The organism is Leptolyngbya sp. CALU 1928, assembly GCF_056784215.1.
This window is the reverse complement of record NZ_JBXBCE010000001.1, coordinates 801,473-818,721: the sequence shown is the minus strand read 5'-3', so window position 1 is coordinate 818,721 and position 17,249 is coordinate 801,473. Positions and strand designations below refer to the sequence as shown.

Sequence of the window (17,249 nt, the reverse complement as noted above, 5' to 3'; positions counted from 1 at the left end):
TCTGGTCATGATCATACATCCACAGTTGGATACTTGTCTTACTCAACTGTGTGTCTATGGAAATCTGCCTTTCACTTGCTCGCTTCAAGTAGTGTTAATTCTGCTGATAAAAAGCTCGGATACTAGGAGTGCATAGTAGTACTTAAGTGGATCGTTTGATCTATTCGGCGATAGCATTCCCTTGGAGGGCAGTTTAAATTTCACAGGACCTCCAGGCTTCATATGCAGGTGGCTCGGTTTCCATTGCCAATTTCTCAACACACTATATTCTTCTTTTAAGCCACTTTACAATCCCCAAGGTGATTTCTAGACTGCCAGAACTGGAAAATATTGCGGTAACCGTAATAGATGGTTCCTTTTTCTCGTTTATGCCCTTTCCCGATCGCCACTTTGGCTTACTTCAATTTCAAGTGAAGGGGCAGGAGGATTATTTACTGCTGTGCCCATCTCTACGCGATCGTATCTCTACCGCAAGGAGTACAAAGTGTTCAAAAAGGTTTAGAGCAACAGTAAGCGTTCATCCCTTCTTCCTGTCAAAATAGCGTGTGAGTCTATTGTCTTTTGAGGAGTCCACGTTGCAAGGCAAGGATGTTCAAGAAGAACTCAAACGGTTAATTCAGGAAGCCACAAATATCGATCCTGCATTGGCAAAACGGTTGGAAGAAATAGATCGCTGGATCAAAGATTTGAAACCTGGAGCATTAACAGCAAAACGAGTTGTGATGGCTTTTTTGCTGGAAGTGATTATGGATGCCAAGCTTTGGTTAGCTCTCAAAACTGAACATTCAGGGGACGATCAACGGGTTGCATTACTTCAACTGACTTCTCCTGAGCAGTATTGGTTCGGTGAATTATTTCCCCGATGGCTGGAAGAAAATGATCCCAAGTTTTATGTTTGGCGGCAAAAACTGATGACTGGAGTATTTAGTCAGGCAGATGATTCGACCATTAAATCCATTGCCAAAGCCGTAAAACAACAGGAGGGGGAATTCTTGCACCGTTACATTGCCGATCTATCAATGGCAACCGATTTGATTGTGAGTCATCGGCAGCAGCGATCGCTTTGCACCCAAATCACTATGTTATCGGATGAATATTCTCAACAAAAGTATGAAGACTGGAAAACCACGCTGCAAACTTGGAGAATAGAGAGAGGGCTGTTCGTTAGCTATAACCCTGGAGTTCCAGATTACATTCAGCAACTGGCGACTCTGGCGCTGGAAAACAGCGATATTCTAGAACCAGGCACTTACCAAAAAGTTTCATAAGAAAAGGAACTCAAATCTACTGCCGTTCTCAAGGCTAGATCCATGCCATCCAACAACAAACCTCAATCATCATCGAACCTTCCCAGTTTTGCCGAAGCTCTCGCCGCTTCTAGGCAAATGCAGCAAGACTGGCTGGAACATGGTGTGAATTTCGTGGATCTGTATGTCGAGGATATTGACGGTAATTGGTTGGAGGAATGGGGCGAGGATGAATTAGCAGAAAATGGTTCGTCCTCCATCGACTCGAAGCTTTGAGAACCTTTGAGTGCTTTCATGGGTTGAGCGATCGCGGCTTTATCTTGCCTCAATTTTAGGTAAAGGGGCAACTCTCACAAAGAGTCTGTTATCTTCTAGGAAATTGAATAATACAGATGTATTTAAGGTTATCAGTTTGAACCAAACCTTATTTTGTTAAATGCTGAAATCCTTCACAGTTCAAAAGTTCCTGATCACCTCCGCTGGATTTTTGATAATTCTTGTTGTACTTAGCATTTGGAAGATCCCACAATTACAGGTACAGCCCATTCAGAAGCAAATTGATGTCCTCAAAAAATCCAAGCAAGCAGTTGATCCAAAAGAAATTGCAGCCCTGGAAAAATCTAAGCTGGATGCAGAAAATGCTGCTCGAACAGTTTTAGTTCAAGGGGCAGGAGGACTTTTTGCCGCTGCTGCCGCTTACATTGCATGGCGGAATCTGAAAGCGACTCAAGAAAAACAAGTTGCTGAACGCTTCAGCAAAGCCGTTGAACAATTGGGTAATAACAATATTCACACTCGCTTAGGCGGCATTTATGCATTGGAACAAATTGCGAAGGATGCAGAAGAAAAATACTACTGGCAAGTGATGGAAACTTTGACAGCCTATGTAAGAGAGCAATCGCCTACTGCAATAAGAGCAATTTCAAAAAGTTCAACTCTGGAAAAATATGCGGACAAGTGGCAGAGAGTCTGGAAAATTTCTGGTACACCAGAAACAGATATTCAAACCGTATTGGTTGTTTTATCTAGACGAAGGCATTTTTATGGACATTCATTAGAACCATTCCGCCTTAACTTGAACGGAATAGACCTACCAGGTTTAGAAGTTCCTGCTAATTCTCAATTAACAGGAATTGATTTATTGAGTTCTAACCTCCAATGGGCTGATCTAGCATTTGTAGACATGAGAGAGTCTCGTTTTTGCGATGCCGATTTACGTCAAGCTAATTTTGTTGGAGCTAACTTACGTAATGCCAATTTTGTTAAAGCTAAATTGCAAGAAGCAAATTTGGGCGGAGCAAACTTGATAGAGGCGAGGTTTTCCCATGCCAATTTAAAAAAGGTGATCTTTATAGAAGCAAATTTGAAAGAGGCTGATTTAGGAGGAGCAGATTTACAAGAAGCAGACTTTATGAAAGCAAATTTACAAAATGCTAAGTTTGGAGGTGCAAACTTGAATGGAGCAGTGCTTTCAGACGCTAAAGTCTACGGAACTAGCTTTTACCAAGCTTCCTTACGAAATGTCAATTTAACAAATACAAAAGGACTTACAGACAAACAACTGCATGAAGCTGAATCTTATGAAGGAGCATTTTGTGACTTAACTTTGAATAGATCTTAGTTTCAATTTCGACGGGGTTGTAGCCATTCAAACTTATGATCTTACTTGGACAGGCATGACAAGGTAGGTCATCTTTAAGCCGCCCAGGGGAGTCAGGATAGCGGGACTGGTGGGGGTGTTGAACTGAAGCTGGATTTCGCTCGTGTTGAGGGCTTTTAAGCCGTCGAGCAGGTATTTGACGTTGAAGGCGATCGCCATATCTTCGCCGGTAATCTGAGCCGGAATGGTTTCTTTACCGCTGCCTACGTCGGGTGCATCTACCGACAGCGACATTGCCTGATTAGCCGTGTCTACGGTCAGTTTAACGATGTTGTTTTTTTGGTCTGCCAAGACTGCAATGCGCTCTAGGGAACTGAGAAATAGGCGGCGATCGACGGTGGTTTGGTGAGTAAACTGGCGGGGAATCAGTTGGCGATAGTTGGGATATTGCCCTTCCAGTAAGCGACTGGTGAGTCGTTGATCCACCCATTCAAAAATCACCTGGTTGCGATCGAGCTTCACTGCAACCGAACTACCCGTTTGCCGCTCCAGCATCTTGGCAAGCTCTTGTAGCGCCTTTGCCGGAATCGTTACATCCAAGGCTTCAGCATCGTCAGCCGTGCTATTTTTGGCTCGGTTGCCTTCATCGTCCACATTTGTCGTTTGCACGACCGACAAGCGATGTCCATCCGTGGCGGCAAACTCCAACTCTTCCGCTGCCAAAGTCAGGTGAACCCCCGTGAGAACCTGCTTTGTTTCATCGGCACTGGCAGCAAACAGGGCACCTCTCAACCCATCTAGCATTGCCTCAGAAGGAAGATGCAAGCTCTCGCCATCGGTGACGGTAGGCAGTTCAGGAAACTCTTCGGCACTCATGCCGCGCACCTGATAGCGACCGGAGGAACAGGTAAGGGTCGTCAGAAAGCTAGCGTCGTCCTCAGAGTCATTTTCTAGGGTGATGTCTCCTTCGGGCAAGCGGGACACGATGTCGGTCAGCAGTTTGGCAGGTAGGGTCAGGGTTCCTTCGGTTTCCACAGTTGCAGCAAAACTGGTTTGAATGCCCAAGCTCAAATCGAAGGCGCTGAGGCTGACTTGCTGGGTTTCGGCGTTGGCAACAAGCAGCACGTTGGCTAAAACTGGATGCGTGGGGCGGGTAGAAACAGCGCGGCTAACCAGAGAAAGGCTTGTGCTAAGGCTGTTTTGGGTGCAGACCAGTTTCATTTGAAGGCGCTCTGAAGTCGTTGTCTGGAGATCCTACCACTGTTGCTCGAAACGATCCACCTGAGCCTATTTCCCGATTTTTGGGCGTTGCTAAGATTAATCCGGACTTAAGAAAAACTTATTTAAACAGTAGTAGTAGAGGCTGTGGAAACTGTGGAAAAGATCGTCAGATCAAAGTGTGCTAGGGATCACATCCATTTTCACCTGTGGATAACTTGTGGAAAAAAACGGGGTATTTCCACAGAGTATTTATACTTAGCAAGTCTTTCCACGATCGCTAGATCGTTATCAACCGATTTTCCACAGGTTTATCCACAGAAATCAGGGGGCTTTTCCACAGGCGATCGCTCACTTTACAGAAGTTTACATTCTTTAAACGCAAAAATTTACTACCTTGATTTGCCTAAAGTGGGGAAAAGCTAAATTAGCCAAACATAATTTAAACACCATCAGTCCAATTTTCTGGGGAAAACTCCAATTCTTTGTTGATAAGTCAACCTGATCAATCAGAATAATCCACAGCATAAAACAGTCTGAAATCTGCTTGACTCAGACTGTTTTAATAAGCAGCAATTTTTTAGGGTTTGTTGCGGGATTGACTCGCTTGGTTAATGCGATCGCTTAACTGACGCAGGGTTTGCGCCATTGAAGTATCATTTTCTTTGAGTTGGGCAATCTTATCGCAGCTATACATCACGGTCGTATGGTCTTTGCCGCCAAACACTTCGCCAATTTTGGGCAGACTTAGCCCCGTGTGGTGGCGCATCAGGTACATGCCAATCTGTCGGGCTGTACTGACCTCCCGGCGGCGAGAATGACCCTTCAACTCTTCAATGGGTACATTAAAGTTCTCTGCAATGATGGTCATGACTTCCGCAGGGGACGCTTCTACTTGTTCCACCGGTGGGTTCAGCACAGGCGAAATATTGGCGACCGTCATGGGAAGACCGGAGATAGAAATATAGGCAACTGCCCGAATCAACGCGCCTTCCAACTCTCGAATGTTGGAAGTGTAGCTAGAAGCGATATATTCAATTACATCGCGGGGCAGACGCATGTTTTCATACTCAGCTTTCTTTTGTAGAATCGCCATTCGGGTTTCTAGGTCGGGCGATTGAATGTCGGCAATTAAACCCATGGAAAACCGGGAGCAAAGCCGCTCTTGCAGTCGAGGAATCTGGTTGGGGGGGCGATCGGACGCTATCACAACCTGTTTTCCTGCCTCATGCAACGTATTAAACGTGTGAAAAAATTCTTCTTGAGTATATTCTTTCCCTTCAATGAACTGGATGTCATCCACGAGCAGCACGTCTGCCGCGCGATAGTGTTCCCGAAAGCTCTGCATGCTGTCGCGCCGGATCGCAGTGATCAAATCGTTGGTAAATTGCTCCGTAGACACGTAAAAAACCCGTGAGTTGCGGCAAATTTCTAAGCGACAATGCCCGATCGCCTGCATTAAATGGGTTTTGCCCAATCCAACGCCGCCACACAAAAACAAAGGGTTAAACTCGCGACCGGGCGATTCTGCCACTGCCAGCGATGCGGCATGAGCCATGCGATTGTTGGAGCCAACGACTAAGCGAGAGAAGACATACTTTGAATTGAGATCGCTCGATCGCGGGCGATCGGTTGGCTCAGGTGAAATAGGCACAGCAGGAGCCTCCATCGGGCTAGTCAAATCGGCAAGGTTGGGTTCCATCGGCAGCGCCCAGAAAAAATCAGAATCGACTGGATTGCCCTCATCATCACAGGCAACCGTCATTTGAATTTCGATCGGGCGCTGCAAAATTTCTTGAACCACCTCGGTCAGGGTTTTGATGTAATACTTCTGCAACCACTTTCGGGCAAAAGGATTAGGGGTTCGCAGAACAAGTCTCTCCTCGGTCAACTCTTCTACGATCGCCGTTTTAATCCATGCCTCAAAGGTTGGGCGGCTCAGCAAAAGCTGGAGACGGTCTAGGGCTTCTGTCCAAAAAGTTTCAATTGCCGTGGCTTCCACAACTGACCTCATGTTTTAGCGGACGGTAGGGAAAATAGAAAAGCTGCGTCTCAAAAGAATGGGTAAAAGGTGCTTAAATCCTTTTTGTTGGTTCCCAACGTTGCGAGTCATCCGCTTGTGGTCAGCTACCTTACCATAGGACAAAACGCTAGAGACAGCATTCAGATGTCTTGAAGACTCTACTGCTAGAGTAGCAAGCATCAAACTAGGGCAGAGTGGAGGCGGATACAAAACTCAAAAAAATTCCTTTAACTGGACTACAGCTAAAGCAGCATACAGCACTCACCTCGTGAAAAGTAGGGAACTCCAAAGATATTTAAAGATTGACGAACTAAGACTACTTGTGCCGCCGCGATCGCCAAGCTAAATCTTTATTCACCCTTCCTTGCCTGTAAAAGTCGGTGCTGCTTCAACCTTTTCCACGGGAGAGGGGTTTGCTTCGGGAATGCTTGCTTCCAACTTCAAACAATTCTTCCCATTCACCTGTAACCGATATTCCACCCGGTCCATTAGTCGATTCAAAATTAGCCAACCATAGCCGCTCTCCTGTTTCGCTTCTGGTGTGGGCGGGAGATAGGTGGATAGATCAAATCCTTGTCCGTGATCCCAAATTTCTAGAGCAATATCACGATCTTTTAGCTCCAAACGAATTAGAACGGGGAGGTTTGGCTGATCTTTATGAGCATGACGGACTACGTTGGAATAGGCTTCTACTAGCACTAAACGAAGTCGATTCGATTGTCGGGGCCAATCTACATGGTCGCCTAGCTCAACCTCTAAACTGCCTAACAGCCAGTTTTCGACAATGCTCAAAAACTGTAGATCGCTGGGAATGTGAAGTTCAGTTCTCATTCGTTACAGAACCTCCAAAGAGAGAATAGTTTGGTCGTCTTCTTGTATATCATTGTGCGATCGAATCTGGGCAAGCAAGTTGTTTAGATCCAAAGAGGATTGCTCTTGAATCAATAATTGCCATAGCCCGGTTTGTTGCAGCATGGCGTTGGCTTGATTGCTGCCGTTAGCAGGTTCCGCATTGTGGATCGTTGCCTCAGTAATCCCGTCACTGGTCAGCAACAGGATTTCGCCAGAATTGAGATCCGTCCTGCCAGACGCAGCCTTCCAATGGGGCAAGATGCCAAGAGGCACCCCCCGCACTTTCAGATAATTGGGTTCAATCGTCACGGGCTGTCCTTGAGCGAGATGGGCTGAAACGGTTTCTCTAGACCAGACCATGGGGTAAATGTGTCCGGCATTGGCATAAATCAGCGTGTGGGTGGAGGGAGTGTAGCAAGCTAAAACCATCGTGATAAAACAGTTGGTGCTGACTAAATCTTCAGACAGACTGCGATTTAAGTTCTGCATCACAATATGGGGTTCTGGCGGCATTTCTTGAGAAAGCTCTCGCCGCAAAACGGAAATTGCGCTTGCCATAAACAGGGCAGCCGGAACACCTTTTCCAGACACATCCCCTACGGCTAGCCAGACATTGCCTTGAGGATGGGCATAGACTTCAAAAAAGTCGCCGCCAACCTCCCGCGCCGGATAGCAACACGCTTGGACTTTCATCCCTTCTAATTCGGGTAACGTTTGCCTGAGCAGGTTGCCCTGAATTTGACGAGCAACTTCCAATTCTGCCCGCATTTGCTCGGCTTGCGTTTGCGTTTGCAGATAAAGCTTGGCTTGAGAAATGGCAAGGGCGGCTTGTTCGGCAACTTCTTGAATCAGGGTAATGTCTTCCCTAGACCAAGGTGTGCCATCCACTGCCCGGTGTATGGCAAAAATGGCGAGAAAATCCTGCTGATAGGTAATCGGAACAATTAATCGGTGGGGGTTGGGGGTTGGGTCGGTTTGAATTTGGCGGGTATTCAGGACATTTTGAATCAGGGGATCAGCGGTAGACAGGGATTTTGCGGAACTGCTGTCGGCGGCGATCGCGGAGTGATAAAAAACCTCAGCCGTTAGGCGATCGCCCTCGATGGGCTGCAAAATACATTCACTGGCGTTGAAGGTTTGCCCTAAGGTGGCTGCGATCGTTTGCAGCATACTATCGTAATTCAGCGATTCTCGAATGGCAGTAGTCACCGCATTAAACAACGATTCACGACGGAGGGCGCGCCTCAGTTCGTTAGTCCGCTGTTTGACGATGCGGTAGGTTTCGCCCGCCTGCTGAATCACGACCTTAAGCTGGTCGGGTATCCACGGCTTAGTGATGTACTTAAATACCTTCCCCGCATTAATCGCTTCCACCAAGTCTTCCACATCGGTGTAGCCAGTTAACACAATCCGAATGGTATCGGGATAGCGATCGACGGTTTTGCTCAGAAACTCCGTCCCTAGCATTTCTGGCATTCGTTGGTCGGAGATGATGATTGCCATCTCGCCCTGTTCATCCAGAATTTTCAGTGCGGCGATCGCGCTTTCTGCTTTAACCACTTCAAAATCGCGCCGAAAAGTCCGATACAACAGCGCCAAGTTATCTGGCTCGTCATCCACGACCATTAATTTCAGCTTGCGATCGATTTCCTCAGCCATGCGATACCCCAACCTTGTACACCATGGCAAATTGCAGTCTCATCCGCCATTATGCCCCTTGCGCGTCTACCTCAAAATACCCTAGATAACAGTCAAGCTAACAGGCAAGTTAGGGATGAATGGCGAATGACGTTCGCGTAGCGTCTCCGCAGGAGATATGGCGAATTCAGAAATCAAAACATAAGGCTTAAAACTTGCCCTATTCTTTTATCTCTCGCCTTTCACCTGTTGGCGACGGAATTGGTAGGATTCGGTTTTTGCCCCCCAGACTTGTTTGCCTTGAGCATCGAAGCCCCGATCCCAGGTGTTCATGCTGGCAGGGGTAAGTTCAATGTGGTTGGTGATGCGAACGGCTCCGCGCACGTTAGCAGGGCAGCCATCGACGGGAGTGTTACCCATGTAGCTAGTGCCAACCTGTTTAAGAAAGACGTTACAAACCGGAGTGCCTAAATCGTTGAGAGTAACAGATTGCTGTGAACTGGCTGCGCGATTCGTGGAACGTTCGCGCAGCGTCTCCGTAGCTCTTGCTTCCCGCAGGGTAGGAGAATCCCTAGGGGAATCGCATAATCCAGACCAGCGGGTGGGGTCGGCTGGTTTAAAGGAGCGCGATCGCACGCTTTGGCTGAGAGGACTGGGCGAAATTTGCAAAAATCGCTGACGGTATGGTTTATCAAGAGACGTGGACATTGCCTGTTCTTGATATAAAAAAATGGACTGCGGATCGGCTGGATTAAGCAACTCAATCCGGCAGGTCGTCATTTGCACATTAGGCGCTTTGGGGTTGGCGATCGCTTGGGCGGAGGTGTCCATTTTGCCTGTCAGCATCACCGCAACTGCTTCTGCCTGTTGTGCCAAAGTGCTGGAAGTGTTGACTGTTGGCTGTGCGATTGCAATGTTAGGAGTGAGGAGATAGACGAGGGCGATCGCCCAACTCGCTTTGATGGGGAGCGTATTCATAACTGTTGCAGAGAAACGCATTGCAGGGATCTTAGCGCGTCCTTATCGAGTTGCGATCGCTCCATTGGCTTTCATCAATATCGATTGCCAAGCAGCGTATCCTTTAGCACTAAGGTGTAAACCGTCGGTCGTGAAATCCTGCCGCAAGCTGCCAGTGGCATCTGCCATTTGAGTGGAAAGATCGAGAAAATAGGCACCATTGCGGGTGGAAAGTGCCCTGAGTTGGCGATTCAGTTGGGTAATGCGATCGCGAGAGGCAACGACAGAGCGAGTCGGCAACACCGATTGCACAATCACAGTTGCTTGCGGCTGGGTTTGGTGCAGTTGGGTAATAATCTGGCGCATGTTCCACAAAATTTCGTTGTCGGTGGCTCCCTGTTTTAGGTCGTTGATGCCTGCCATCAGATAAATCACGCGGGGACGAGTTGCCGCAAAATCAGACAAGCGCCGCAGAATGCCACCTGTGGTGTCGCCGGAAATGGATTGGTTCAGCCAGGTTTGCGGTTGTGGCAGGCGATCGCTGGGAAACCACAGGCTCAATGAGTCTCCCAGCAACACATCAAGCGGCTGAGTTGGTTCTTTGGCGGCGATCGCGGCTTCTCGTGCCATCAACGTCCGCCATTGCTCGTAGGTGGGCTGTTGGGTAACATGACTCCAAGTCGATTGAAAGCTATTACTGGGCAACCGGGTCTGAAGATGCCCTGTGCGTAAGGCGGCGACTCGCTGTGAATATAGCTGGCTTCCCGACCTGGGTACGGTTGGCGCTGGAGAAAATTCTGTAGTTGCGATCGCCTCTGGACGGTGAGATCTTAGCTTGAGCAAGAGTTGATTTAACCGCTGCTTTTCCGCTTGCACTGCTTGACTATGAAGGGTACGGGGTTCGTCTTTTGAAGCGATCGCCTGAGCGGGAGGAATTTGAGTGGAGGCAAGTATGAGCGAATCAAGCATGGTGAATTGACAGCAAACTCTGCCTACTATTCACACTCGATCCTGCCGCATTTCAGGAAATCTGGGAGCAAACTATGTCATCTGCGATGAAGTCTGGTGATAGTGCGGCTAAATTATGGGGGCGAGAGTTCATAGGTTTGCTGCTTTCCTAGGGGTGTCGTCACCACGGCGGTAATGCGTCGATTTTGGGCAGATGCGGGAATTGTAATATCGAAATTTCCCTGTCGGTCGGTGGTTTGGGGAAGGTTGGAGATCGCTAGCAGATTAACTGGGTCAACCTGCCCCACAATTCGTACCTGCTGGTTTCCTCCAGAGCTTAACTGGCGAATATCTAACCGAGGGTCGTCTTTGAGCGGCACAGCAGGCGATGGCGCTTCTCCAGGAATAACGAGACTTTGAAAGCCAGCTTTGACTAAAACACTTTTTCCTTGGGCTGCGGTGGCAACTCCTCCTTTTAGGGTGGCGACTCCTGTTTTGCCGTTGGGCTGTACGCTGATGCCAAACTCGGTGCCGCGAACGCCGCTGATGCCTGCCGGGGTTTGAATCTCCAAACGAGAGGATTGATGGGTGAAGGGGCGGACTTGCAGGCGCACCTGTCCGCTAGTTACCTGCAATTGGGTAATTTGCCCGCCGTTGTCAGTTCTCTGCATTTTTTGGATGACGAGATTAGTTTTTTCGGCAACATGAACGAAGCCTGCCCCAGTGTTTACTTCTAGCACCATGCTGGAGCGATCGCCCGTTTTAACGCGATCTCCAATGGCTTGCAGGCGCATTCCAGCTTTTGCTGGCAGGGCAGCCTGCTGGTTGGGCTGATAAACCACCTTGCCTGAAGTTTGGCGGATTGCTAACCAGCGGTTGACCCCAACTTGTAAAGCGCTGGCATCAGGGCGATTGAGCAGGCTGAAAAGACTAATCCCCAAGCCAGCGCCTAGCAATAAATAAGGAAGTTTTAATCGAATCTTCATAAGATGTGTGAAGTGGTTTCAATGTTTCTGTGAATATATCCAGTGTTCCCCAATGCATGTCTAAACCTTAATTATGAGAGAGTTTTTCGGGCGATCGCGCCTTAGTTTTCTCTCCCACAATTGCAAAAAAAGTGGTGGGCTGTTGTCGCCCTCTTAATTGAATGGTGCCTGCGGGGTTGACGGCATAGCGATCGCCCAAGCAAGACAGGGTTTCCTCCGTGATCAACAAGCAGTAAGGATTGTCTGCTACCACGTTTTTATTCAAGGCTTCCAACCGGGCAGCAATGTTGACCACATCTCCCAAAACGGAGTAATTCATCCGGCGAGAGCCGCCCACACTGCCAGCAATCACCATGCCCGTGTGAATGCCAATGCCAAATTGGATCAGCGGTTTTCCTTCCAGTGTCAATTGGCGATTGAGGCGTTGTAACTGATGATGCATGGCAAGACTTGCCGCGATCGCGTTAGCCGCATCCTGCTGAATTTCAGCCTGGGTTGTGTGCGGAATGGGCACCCCAAACACCGCCATGATTGCGTCGCCGATGTATTTATCAATCACGCCGCCATGATTCATGATGCAATCAGTCATCGTTTCCAGATAACGGTTGAGCCAGTTCAGCAAGTCGCGGGGCGTGAGCGTTTCTGAAATCGAGGTGAACCCGCGAATATCCATGAACAGAACCGTCGCAATCTGCTCGTGGGCGTTTAATTGACCGTCTTCTAAAATGTCGTCTTTCTGTTTCCACAGCAATTTGGCAGTTTCGGGCGCAACGTATTTAGAAAATAAATCCATCAGTCGCAGTTTTTCGCGCTGTTCTCGGAGTTCCATGCCCACCCCCGTTAGCATAATGGTGGCTAGGGGCGCAGCGATCGGGAGCCATTGATAATAAAGGCAGAATAGGGTTAAAGCGGCGATCGCCCAACCCGTCGATAGTCCCATCACCACGCCGACTCGCCCAATCGGTTCCCGCTTGAAGAGTAGCCCACTGGTCAAGATGCCCAAGCCGAACAGCACGACGATAATGATGGGTTTGGGTAAGGGCTGAAGGGTGCGGTGATTGAGCAGGTTATCAATCACGGTCGCATGTTTGTAAATGCCGACGGTGGGCGGGTTGTAGTTGAGCGGGGTTCGCAGTGGATCGATGCCAGTGGCGGATGTGCCCACTAGCACGAGCTTGTTGGTAAACTGGGCGACATTTACCTTGCCCTGAACCACATCAGCAAAGGAATAGGTGGGAATGTTTTGAACGGGTTCTATCCAGTTGAGCCAGATCGACTGTTCTGCCAAATCGAGCATAGGCGGCAATGAGATCGCTTTGGGTGGCTTTGGGCGATCGCTGCCAACGGTATTTTGAATGCTGTCGTTATAAACCTGGAGCATCACCAACCCCAAGGATGGAAATTGGTTGAGATAAAGCTGGCTCTGGCGTGTAATGCCGTCTGCATCGGGGCGATGGTAAACATGCCCCTGCTGGGCAACTTGGGCAAAAGCAGGCACCAAGCTAATTTGCCGCCCTTGGTCATCTGCGGCGATCGCCAGCACAACGTTGCCGCTCATTGCCATTGCCTCTGCCAATCCTTGATCCTGCTGGGTGGTTTCCGCAAAGAGAATATCGAAGCCGATGACGGCGGGTTGAGCAGGCTGAAGCGTCTCCAGTAGTTGGGTATAGTAGCGACGCGACCACGGAAACCGACCATATTGTTTAAGGCTCGCTTCATCAATCGCAATCACCGCAATCCTAGAATCCCAAGGGACATGGGGCAGTGCTTCACGCGCTCTGAACAGCAATGTATAGGCAAACCGTTCAAAGGATTGCCACCCACTGAATAAAAAGATTGCTAGGACGATAGTTGCTGCTGCTAGCCCTGGAAAAACAGGGTGAATGACCGAAAAGTAGCGACGAATTTTGGGTTTTAAGCTGCTCAGGCGCTTGACCCATTGGCGAACTGGCATATGAATCCCTATGGAAAGTAGACGACCCTAGCATCTAAGCCGCGCGATCGCAGCATTGCAGATAAGCTTGCAGCCCAGTTATAGTCAGCAAATGCGCCTGCATGAACATAGTTGCCTAAGCGAGAGTTGGTTAGAAAGGCATTTGGAACGCATTGACGCACAGCATCCAAGGTTATGGGGCTAGTAGAAGGCACCACCACGACATGAGGGTTTTCCTTCGTTCGTCCGACAATGATTACCTTGCCCGTTACGCTCGGCTGAATGCGATCGCTAAAAGGCAGGCAAGGCTGAGCATTTCCCTTTGAGGTCAGCATTCCCGATAGCCCAATGCCAGCGACGCAAATAAGCAACCTATTCATGGCAAGTTCTCTCTAATTTTTCGCTATTTATAAAGACACTGTAAAGAGTATCGACAAGTATTGAGTGAATCTAACGAGCGATTAATTTGGTATTGGTTGGCGTTTCGCGATCGCCCATCTTTTCAACCTTAGGCAAAATTTGGAAACGAGAGCGGTAAAATGGCATCTGGACACTAATTTTTAACAAGCCGAATTTAAGATGGAGAACGCTGCGATTAACTGCGCTGAAGCTTGTATCAATGGTTGTGTCTTAGGCGACAAGTGCCCCAACCTAGAGTACAAAGCGAAAGCCGTGAGTTTTGTAAACGAAACATCACTTGATAAAATGCTTGAAATTGCCGAGTCCGCTCGCATGAAGAAAATGACGGAGCCGCCCAAGTGGATTTTGCCAGAAGACTAAGAGAATTGCGACTTGCGAAGGGCAACCCTCAACCCTCACTCGACACTAGTCATTCGCCACTCACTTGTTTTGGTTCAATCACTTCGCGTACCCGATAAATTGGTCGTCCCTGGGATTCGTGATAGGTTCGCATTAGAAGTTCTGCCAATAGCCCAAAGCAAAACAACTGCACTCCGGTCAAAATCAAGACGACAACTAAAATCAGCAGGGGACGGTTAATGCTTTCCCCAAAGCTGAGCTTGAGGGTTGTGAGGTATAACCCAATTACCGTTCCTAAAAAGATGGATAACACGCCCATGGAGCCGAATACGTGCATCGGGCGTGTCAAAAATTTACGCATAAAGAAGACGGTGATCAGATCCATGACGACGCGAATGGTGCGATCGAGTCCATATTTGCTTTTGCCAAACTGCCGGGGATGATGGCGTACCGGGATTTCGGCAATCCGCGCCCCTTCAATAAACGCCAATGCCGGCAAAAAGCGGTGCAACTCTCCATAGAGATTCATGTCGGCGATCAGTTCGGCGCGATAGGCTTTGAGCGAGCAGCCGTAGTCGTGAACCTTCACTCCGGTGACTTGAGCGATTAGCCAATTGGCGATTTGGGAGGGGATTAGGCGAGTAATTGTGGCATCCTGCCGATTTTTCCGCCAGCCGCTCACGAGGTCATAGCCTTCATTTAGCTTATCAATCAGAACGGGAATATCTGCCGGATCGTTTTGCATATCGCCGTCCATCGTCACGATGATTTGCCCTTTGGCATAGCTAAATCCTGCCGCCATGGCGGCGGTTTGCCCATAGTTGCGCCGCAAGATCACACTGCGAAGATCGGTGCGATCGCTGGCAATTTGTTTGAGCAGATCACCAGAACCATCGGTAGAGCCATCATCGATACACAAAATTTCGTAGCGGATGTTGGCAGTGATCAGCGCGGCAGAAATTGCGTCTAATAAACGAGGCAAATTTTCGTATTCGTTATGAATCGGAACCACGACGGAAACGTGTGGCGGTAGGGCTGGTGCCCACAGTTTGCTGCTTTCAACAGTGAAGGATGTCATGCAAAAGTGAGAAGGTAGGGTGCAATGAGGGTAAAAGGTTGCGATCTGATCTTAGCTAGAGGCAATCTTACTAGACGCAAGAGGCGATAGGAAGAATGTGCAAGGAGGGCGAGGGATGCGATCTGATTTTACAGGGGTTGGCTAGGTTGATAGGGGGCAACAATTCGTCCGGCTCCGCGCAACTGAGCGTAGTAGGTTTGACTGACGCGGCTTGCTTGATCCGATAAGACATCGATCGCGATGCCATTGTGCCCCTGATCTTTACCGGAACTGTGAATGTAGTGGTTGTTGCCTAGGTAAAGTCCAACGTGGGTGGCTTTTTGGGGGGTGCCAAAAAAGATTAGATCGCCGAGTTGCAAGTCGGAAATTGCGATCGCCTGAGTAAAGGCTTCTTGCTGATAGGCATCCCGTGGCAACCATACGCCAACGGAGGCAAAAGCGGCTTGCACCAAACCTGAGCAGTCGTAGTTGGGTGCCACAGTGCCGCCCCAAAGATAATAGTTGGGCTGATTTTTGGCTGCCTGAGTGAAGGCGATCGCGTCTGGAATTTTTGCTTGAATCTCGGTTGCAGTCAGCGCGATCGGCTGATAGGGCTGAGTTACTGCTTCTAAATAGGCAAGATCGGTGACTGAAATCCATCCGGGATAGTCATCTTCACAGAGGCAAACAGCAATCTCATCTGAACTTCGGTCACCCTCCAATTGTTCCAGCACTCTGGAAGTTCGTAGATGTCTGCCTATTGCTGCTTGAGTTGCCAACCGCTCCAACGCTGGCGAATCGAATAAGTCTAAAGCTTGGCTACAAACGTATTCTGTCTGACTTCTGTTCGTTTGAACTTGAGCCTGAAGTGTCTGCAAAGAAATCACGGCTAAAATCTCCCCACTATCACACCGCGCACATCATACCAGCAATGCCACTATCCATTCACGGCAACGAGTTTTTAGAAACTTGTCGGAGTTTTCCGGATAGAAGAGAAGAACTTGGAATAGTGGAGTGGTAGATGCACCCTGATTGTCGCCCTCAGCCTCAAGCTGGGGGCTTTTTGTTGGGATACTCTATACGTCCTCAAGACTGGGCGATCGCGCCTTGATGATCAATTTGCAGCACCTGGACGATCGCGTCGATATTGTGATTTTTCCAGGCAGTGGCGATCGCGGCTCGGACTGGTTCAGCTTGGGTTACTTCTACCAGTGCCAATAGAGTTGGTCCTGCGCCGCTAATCACTAATCCATAGGCACCAGCGGCGATCGCCGCTTGATGCACGGCTGCATACCCCGGAATTAGCGCTTGCCGATAGGGTTGATGGATGCGATCGTGCAAAGCCGCTTGCAGCCAGTCAGCGTTACCAGTTTCTAAGCCGCGCAGCAATAAGCCTAAATGGGCAGCGTTGAAGATGGCATCCGCTCGACTGTAGCTGTCAGGAAGCACACGGCGCGCTTCGGCGGTGGATAGCTCAAAGTTGGGAATGGCAGCGATCGCGGCAATGCTGGAATGCCAGGGAATCTCGCAAATTTGCCACTCCCCATTCACGCCCGTAGCCGCCAACCGACAGCCGCCCATCAGCGCCGGCACCACATTATCGGGATGTCCTTCAATGTCTACCGCGAGTTTCACCACAGCTTCTAAACTCAGCGGTGAACCAGCCAAACTATTTGCGCCCATGACTCCCGCCGCGATCGCCGTTGCCGAACTGCCTAGCCCCCGCGCCAAGGGCACTCCTAGTTGAATGTCAATGTTGACGGAGGGCACTGGCTGACCAATCTGGTGATAGAGCTTGGCAAAGGCTTGATATGCCAAATTGGATGCATTGGTTGAAACCCGCGCCGCTTCTGCCCCGGTTGCCGTGATCACAACGGTTGTAGGGCTAGAGTCCAACCGCGAAAATGTGAAGGAATTGTAGAGAGACAACGCTGCCCCCAAACAGTCAAAACCAGATCCAATATTGGCGGTAGTGGCAGGAACCGCGATCGCAACAGAAGTAGGATGAGACATCAAAAAAAGCCAAATCTG

Annotated in this window: 15 protein-coding genes; 3 read left to right on the top strand and 12 right to left on the bottom strand. The window is 49.1% G+C overall.

Annotated elements, in window-relative coordinates:
- Positions 1 to 545: 545 nt before the first annotated feature.
- From AC1S5B_RS03615 to AC1S5B_RS03605, 3 genes are all read left to right on the top strand, one after another.
- Positions 546 to 1,268 (top strand): hypothetical protein, encoded by a 723-nt coding sequence (locus tag AC1S5B_RS03615; RefSeq protein WP_482034361.1) that lies wholly within the window; start codon positions 546 to 548, stop codon positions 1,266 to 1,268.
- Between the two features lie 42 nt (positions 1,269 to 1,310).
- Positions 1,311 to 1,523 carry a hypothetical protein gene (locus AC1S5B_RS03610; protein ID WP_482034360.1) on the top strand — a complete coding sequence of 71 codons (213 nt, stop codon included), beginning with the start codon at positions 1,311 to 1,313 and terminating at the stop codon, positions 1,521 to 1,523.
- A gap of 160 nt (positions 1,524 to 1,683) precedes the next feature.
- Positions 1,684 to 2,868 (top strand): pentapeptide repeat-containing protein, encoded by a 1,185-nt coding sequence (locus AC1S5B_RS03605; protein ID WP_482034359.1) that lies wholly within the window; start codon positions 1,684 to 1,686, stop codon positions 2,866 to 2,868.
- A 33-nt stretch (positions 2,869 to 2,901) separates the two neighbouring features.
- Here the strand turns inward: AC1S5B_RS03605 and dnaN are convergent, their stop codons facing one another.
- From dnaN to thrB, 12 genes are all read right to left on the bottom strand, one after another.
- A complete protein-coding gene (gene dnaN / locus AC1S5B_RS03600) occupies positions 2,902 to 4,068 on the bottom strand; it encodes a DNA polymerase III subunit beta (RefSeq protein ID WP_482034358.1) in 1,167 nt (388 codons plus the stop codon).
- Positions 4,069 to 4,645: 577 nt separating this feature from the next.
- The gene (dnaA, locus tag AC1S5B_RS03595; RefSeq protein ID WP_482034357.1) at positions 4,646 to 6,067 is read right to left on the bottom strand and encodes a chromosomal replication initiator protein DnaA; all 1,422 of its coding nucleotides are present in this window, start codon (positions 6,065 to 6,067) and stop codon (positions 4,646 to 4,648) included.
- A gap of 375 nt (positions 6,068 to 6,442) precedes the next feature.
- Entirely contained in the window at positions 6,443 to 6,919 is a 477-nt protein-coding gene (locus AC1S5B_RS03590; protein WP_482034356.1) for an ATP-binding protein, read from the bottom strand.
- 3 nt (positions 6,920 to 6,922) lie between these two features.
- A complete protein-coding gene (locus AC1S5B_RS03585) occupies positions 6,923 to 8,599 on the bottom strand; it encodes a SpoIIE family protein phosphatase (RefSeq protein ID WP_482034355.1) in 1,677 nt (558 codons plus the stop codon).
- 207 nt (positions 8,600 to 8,806) lie between these two features.
- Positions 8,807 to 9,556: a chromophore lyase CpcT/CpeT gene (locus AC1S5B_RS03580; RefSeq protein WP_482034354.1), complete on the bottom strand. Its 750-nt coding sequence runs from the start codon at positions 9,554 to 9,556 to the stop codon at positions 8,807 to 8,809.
- 42 nt (positions 9,557 to 9,598) lie between these two features.
- Entirely contained in the window at positions 9,599 to 10,504 is a 906-nt protein-coding gene (locus tag AC1S5B_RS03575) for a GDSL-type esterase/lipase family protein (protein WP_482034353.1), read from the bottom strand.
- A gap of 113 nt (positions 10,505 to 10,617) precedes the next feature.
- A complete protein-coding gene (locus AC1S5B_RS03570) occupies positions 10,618 to 11,469 on the bottom strand; it encodes a FecR family protein (protein ID WP_482034352.1) in 852 nt (283 codons plus the stop codon).
- A 67-nt stretch (positions 11,470 to 11,536) separates the two neighbouring features.
- Positions 11,537 to 13,423 carry a CHASE2 domain-containing protein gene (locus AC1S5B_RS03565; RefSeq protein WP_482034351.1) on the bottom strand — a complete coding sequence of 629 codons (1,887 nt, stop codon included), beginning with the start codon at positions 13,421 to 13,423 and terminating at the stop codon, positions 11,537 to 11,539.
- Between the two features lie 8 nt (positions 13,424 to 13,431).
- Positions 13,432 to 13,782, bottom strand: a complete 351-nt coding sequence (locus AC1S5B_RS03560) for a hypothetical protein (protein ID WP_482034350.1) — start codon at positions 13,780 to 13,782, stop codon at positions 13,432 to 13,434.
- A 449-nt stretch (positions 13,783 to 14,231) separates the two neighbouring features.
- Positions 14,232 to 15,239, bottom strand: coding sequence for a glycosyltransferase family 2 protein (locus tag AC1S5B_RS03555; protein WP_482034349.1), 1,008 nt, complete (start codon positions 15,237 to 15,239; stop codon positions 14,232 to 14,234).
- A 128-nt stretch (positions 15,240 to 15,367) separates the two neighbouring features.
- On the bottom strand, positions 15,368 to 16,105 hold the full coding sequence (locus AC1S5B_RS03550; RefSeq protein WP_482034348.1) for a C40 family peptidase: 738 nt from the start codon (positions 16,103 to 16,105) through the stop codon (positions 15,368 to 15,370).
- 199 nt (positions 16,106 to 16,304) lie between these two features.
- The gene (gene thrB, locus AC1S5B_RS03545) at positions 16,305 to 17,231 is read right to left on the bottom strand and encodes a homoserine kinase (RefSeq protein WP_482034347.1); all 927 of its coding nucleotides are present in this window, start codon (positions 17,229 to 17,231) and stop codon (positions 16,305 to 16,307) included.
- Positions 17,232 to 17,249 lie beyond the last annotated feature (18 nt).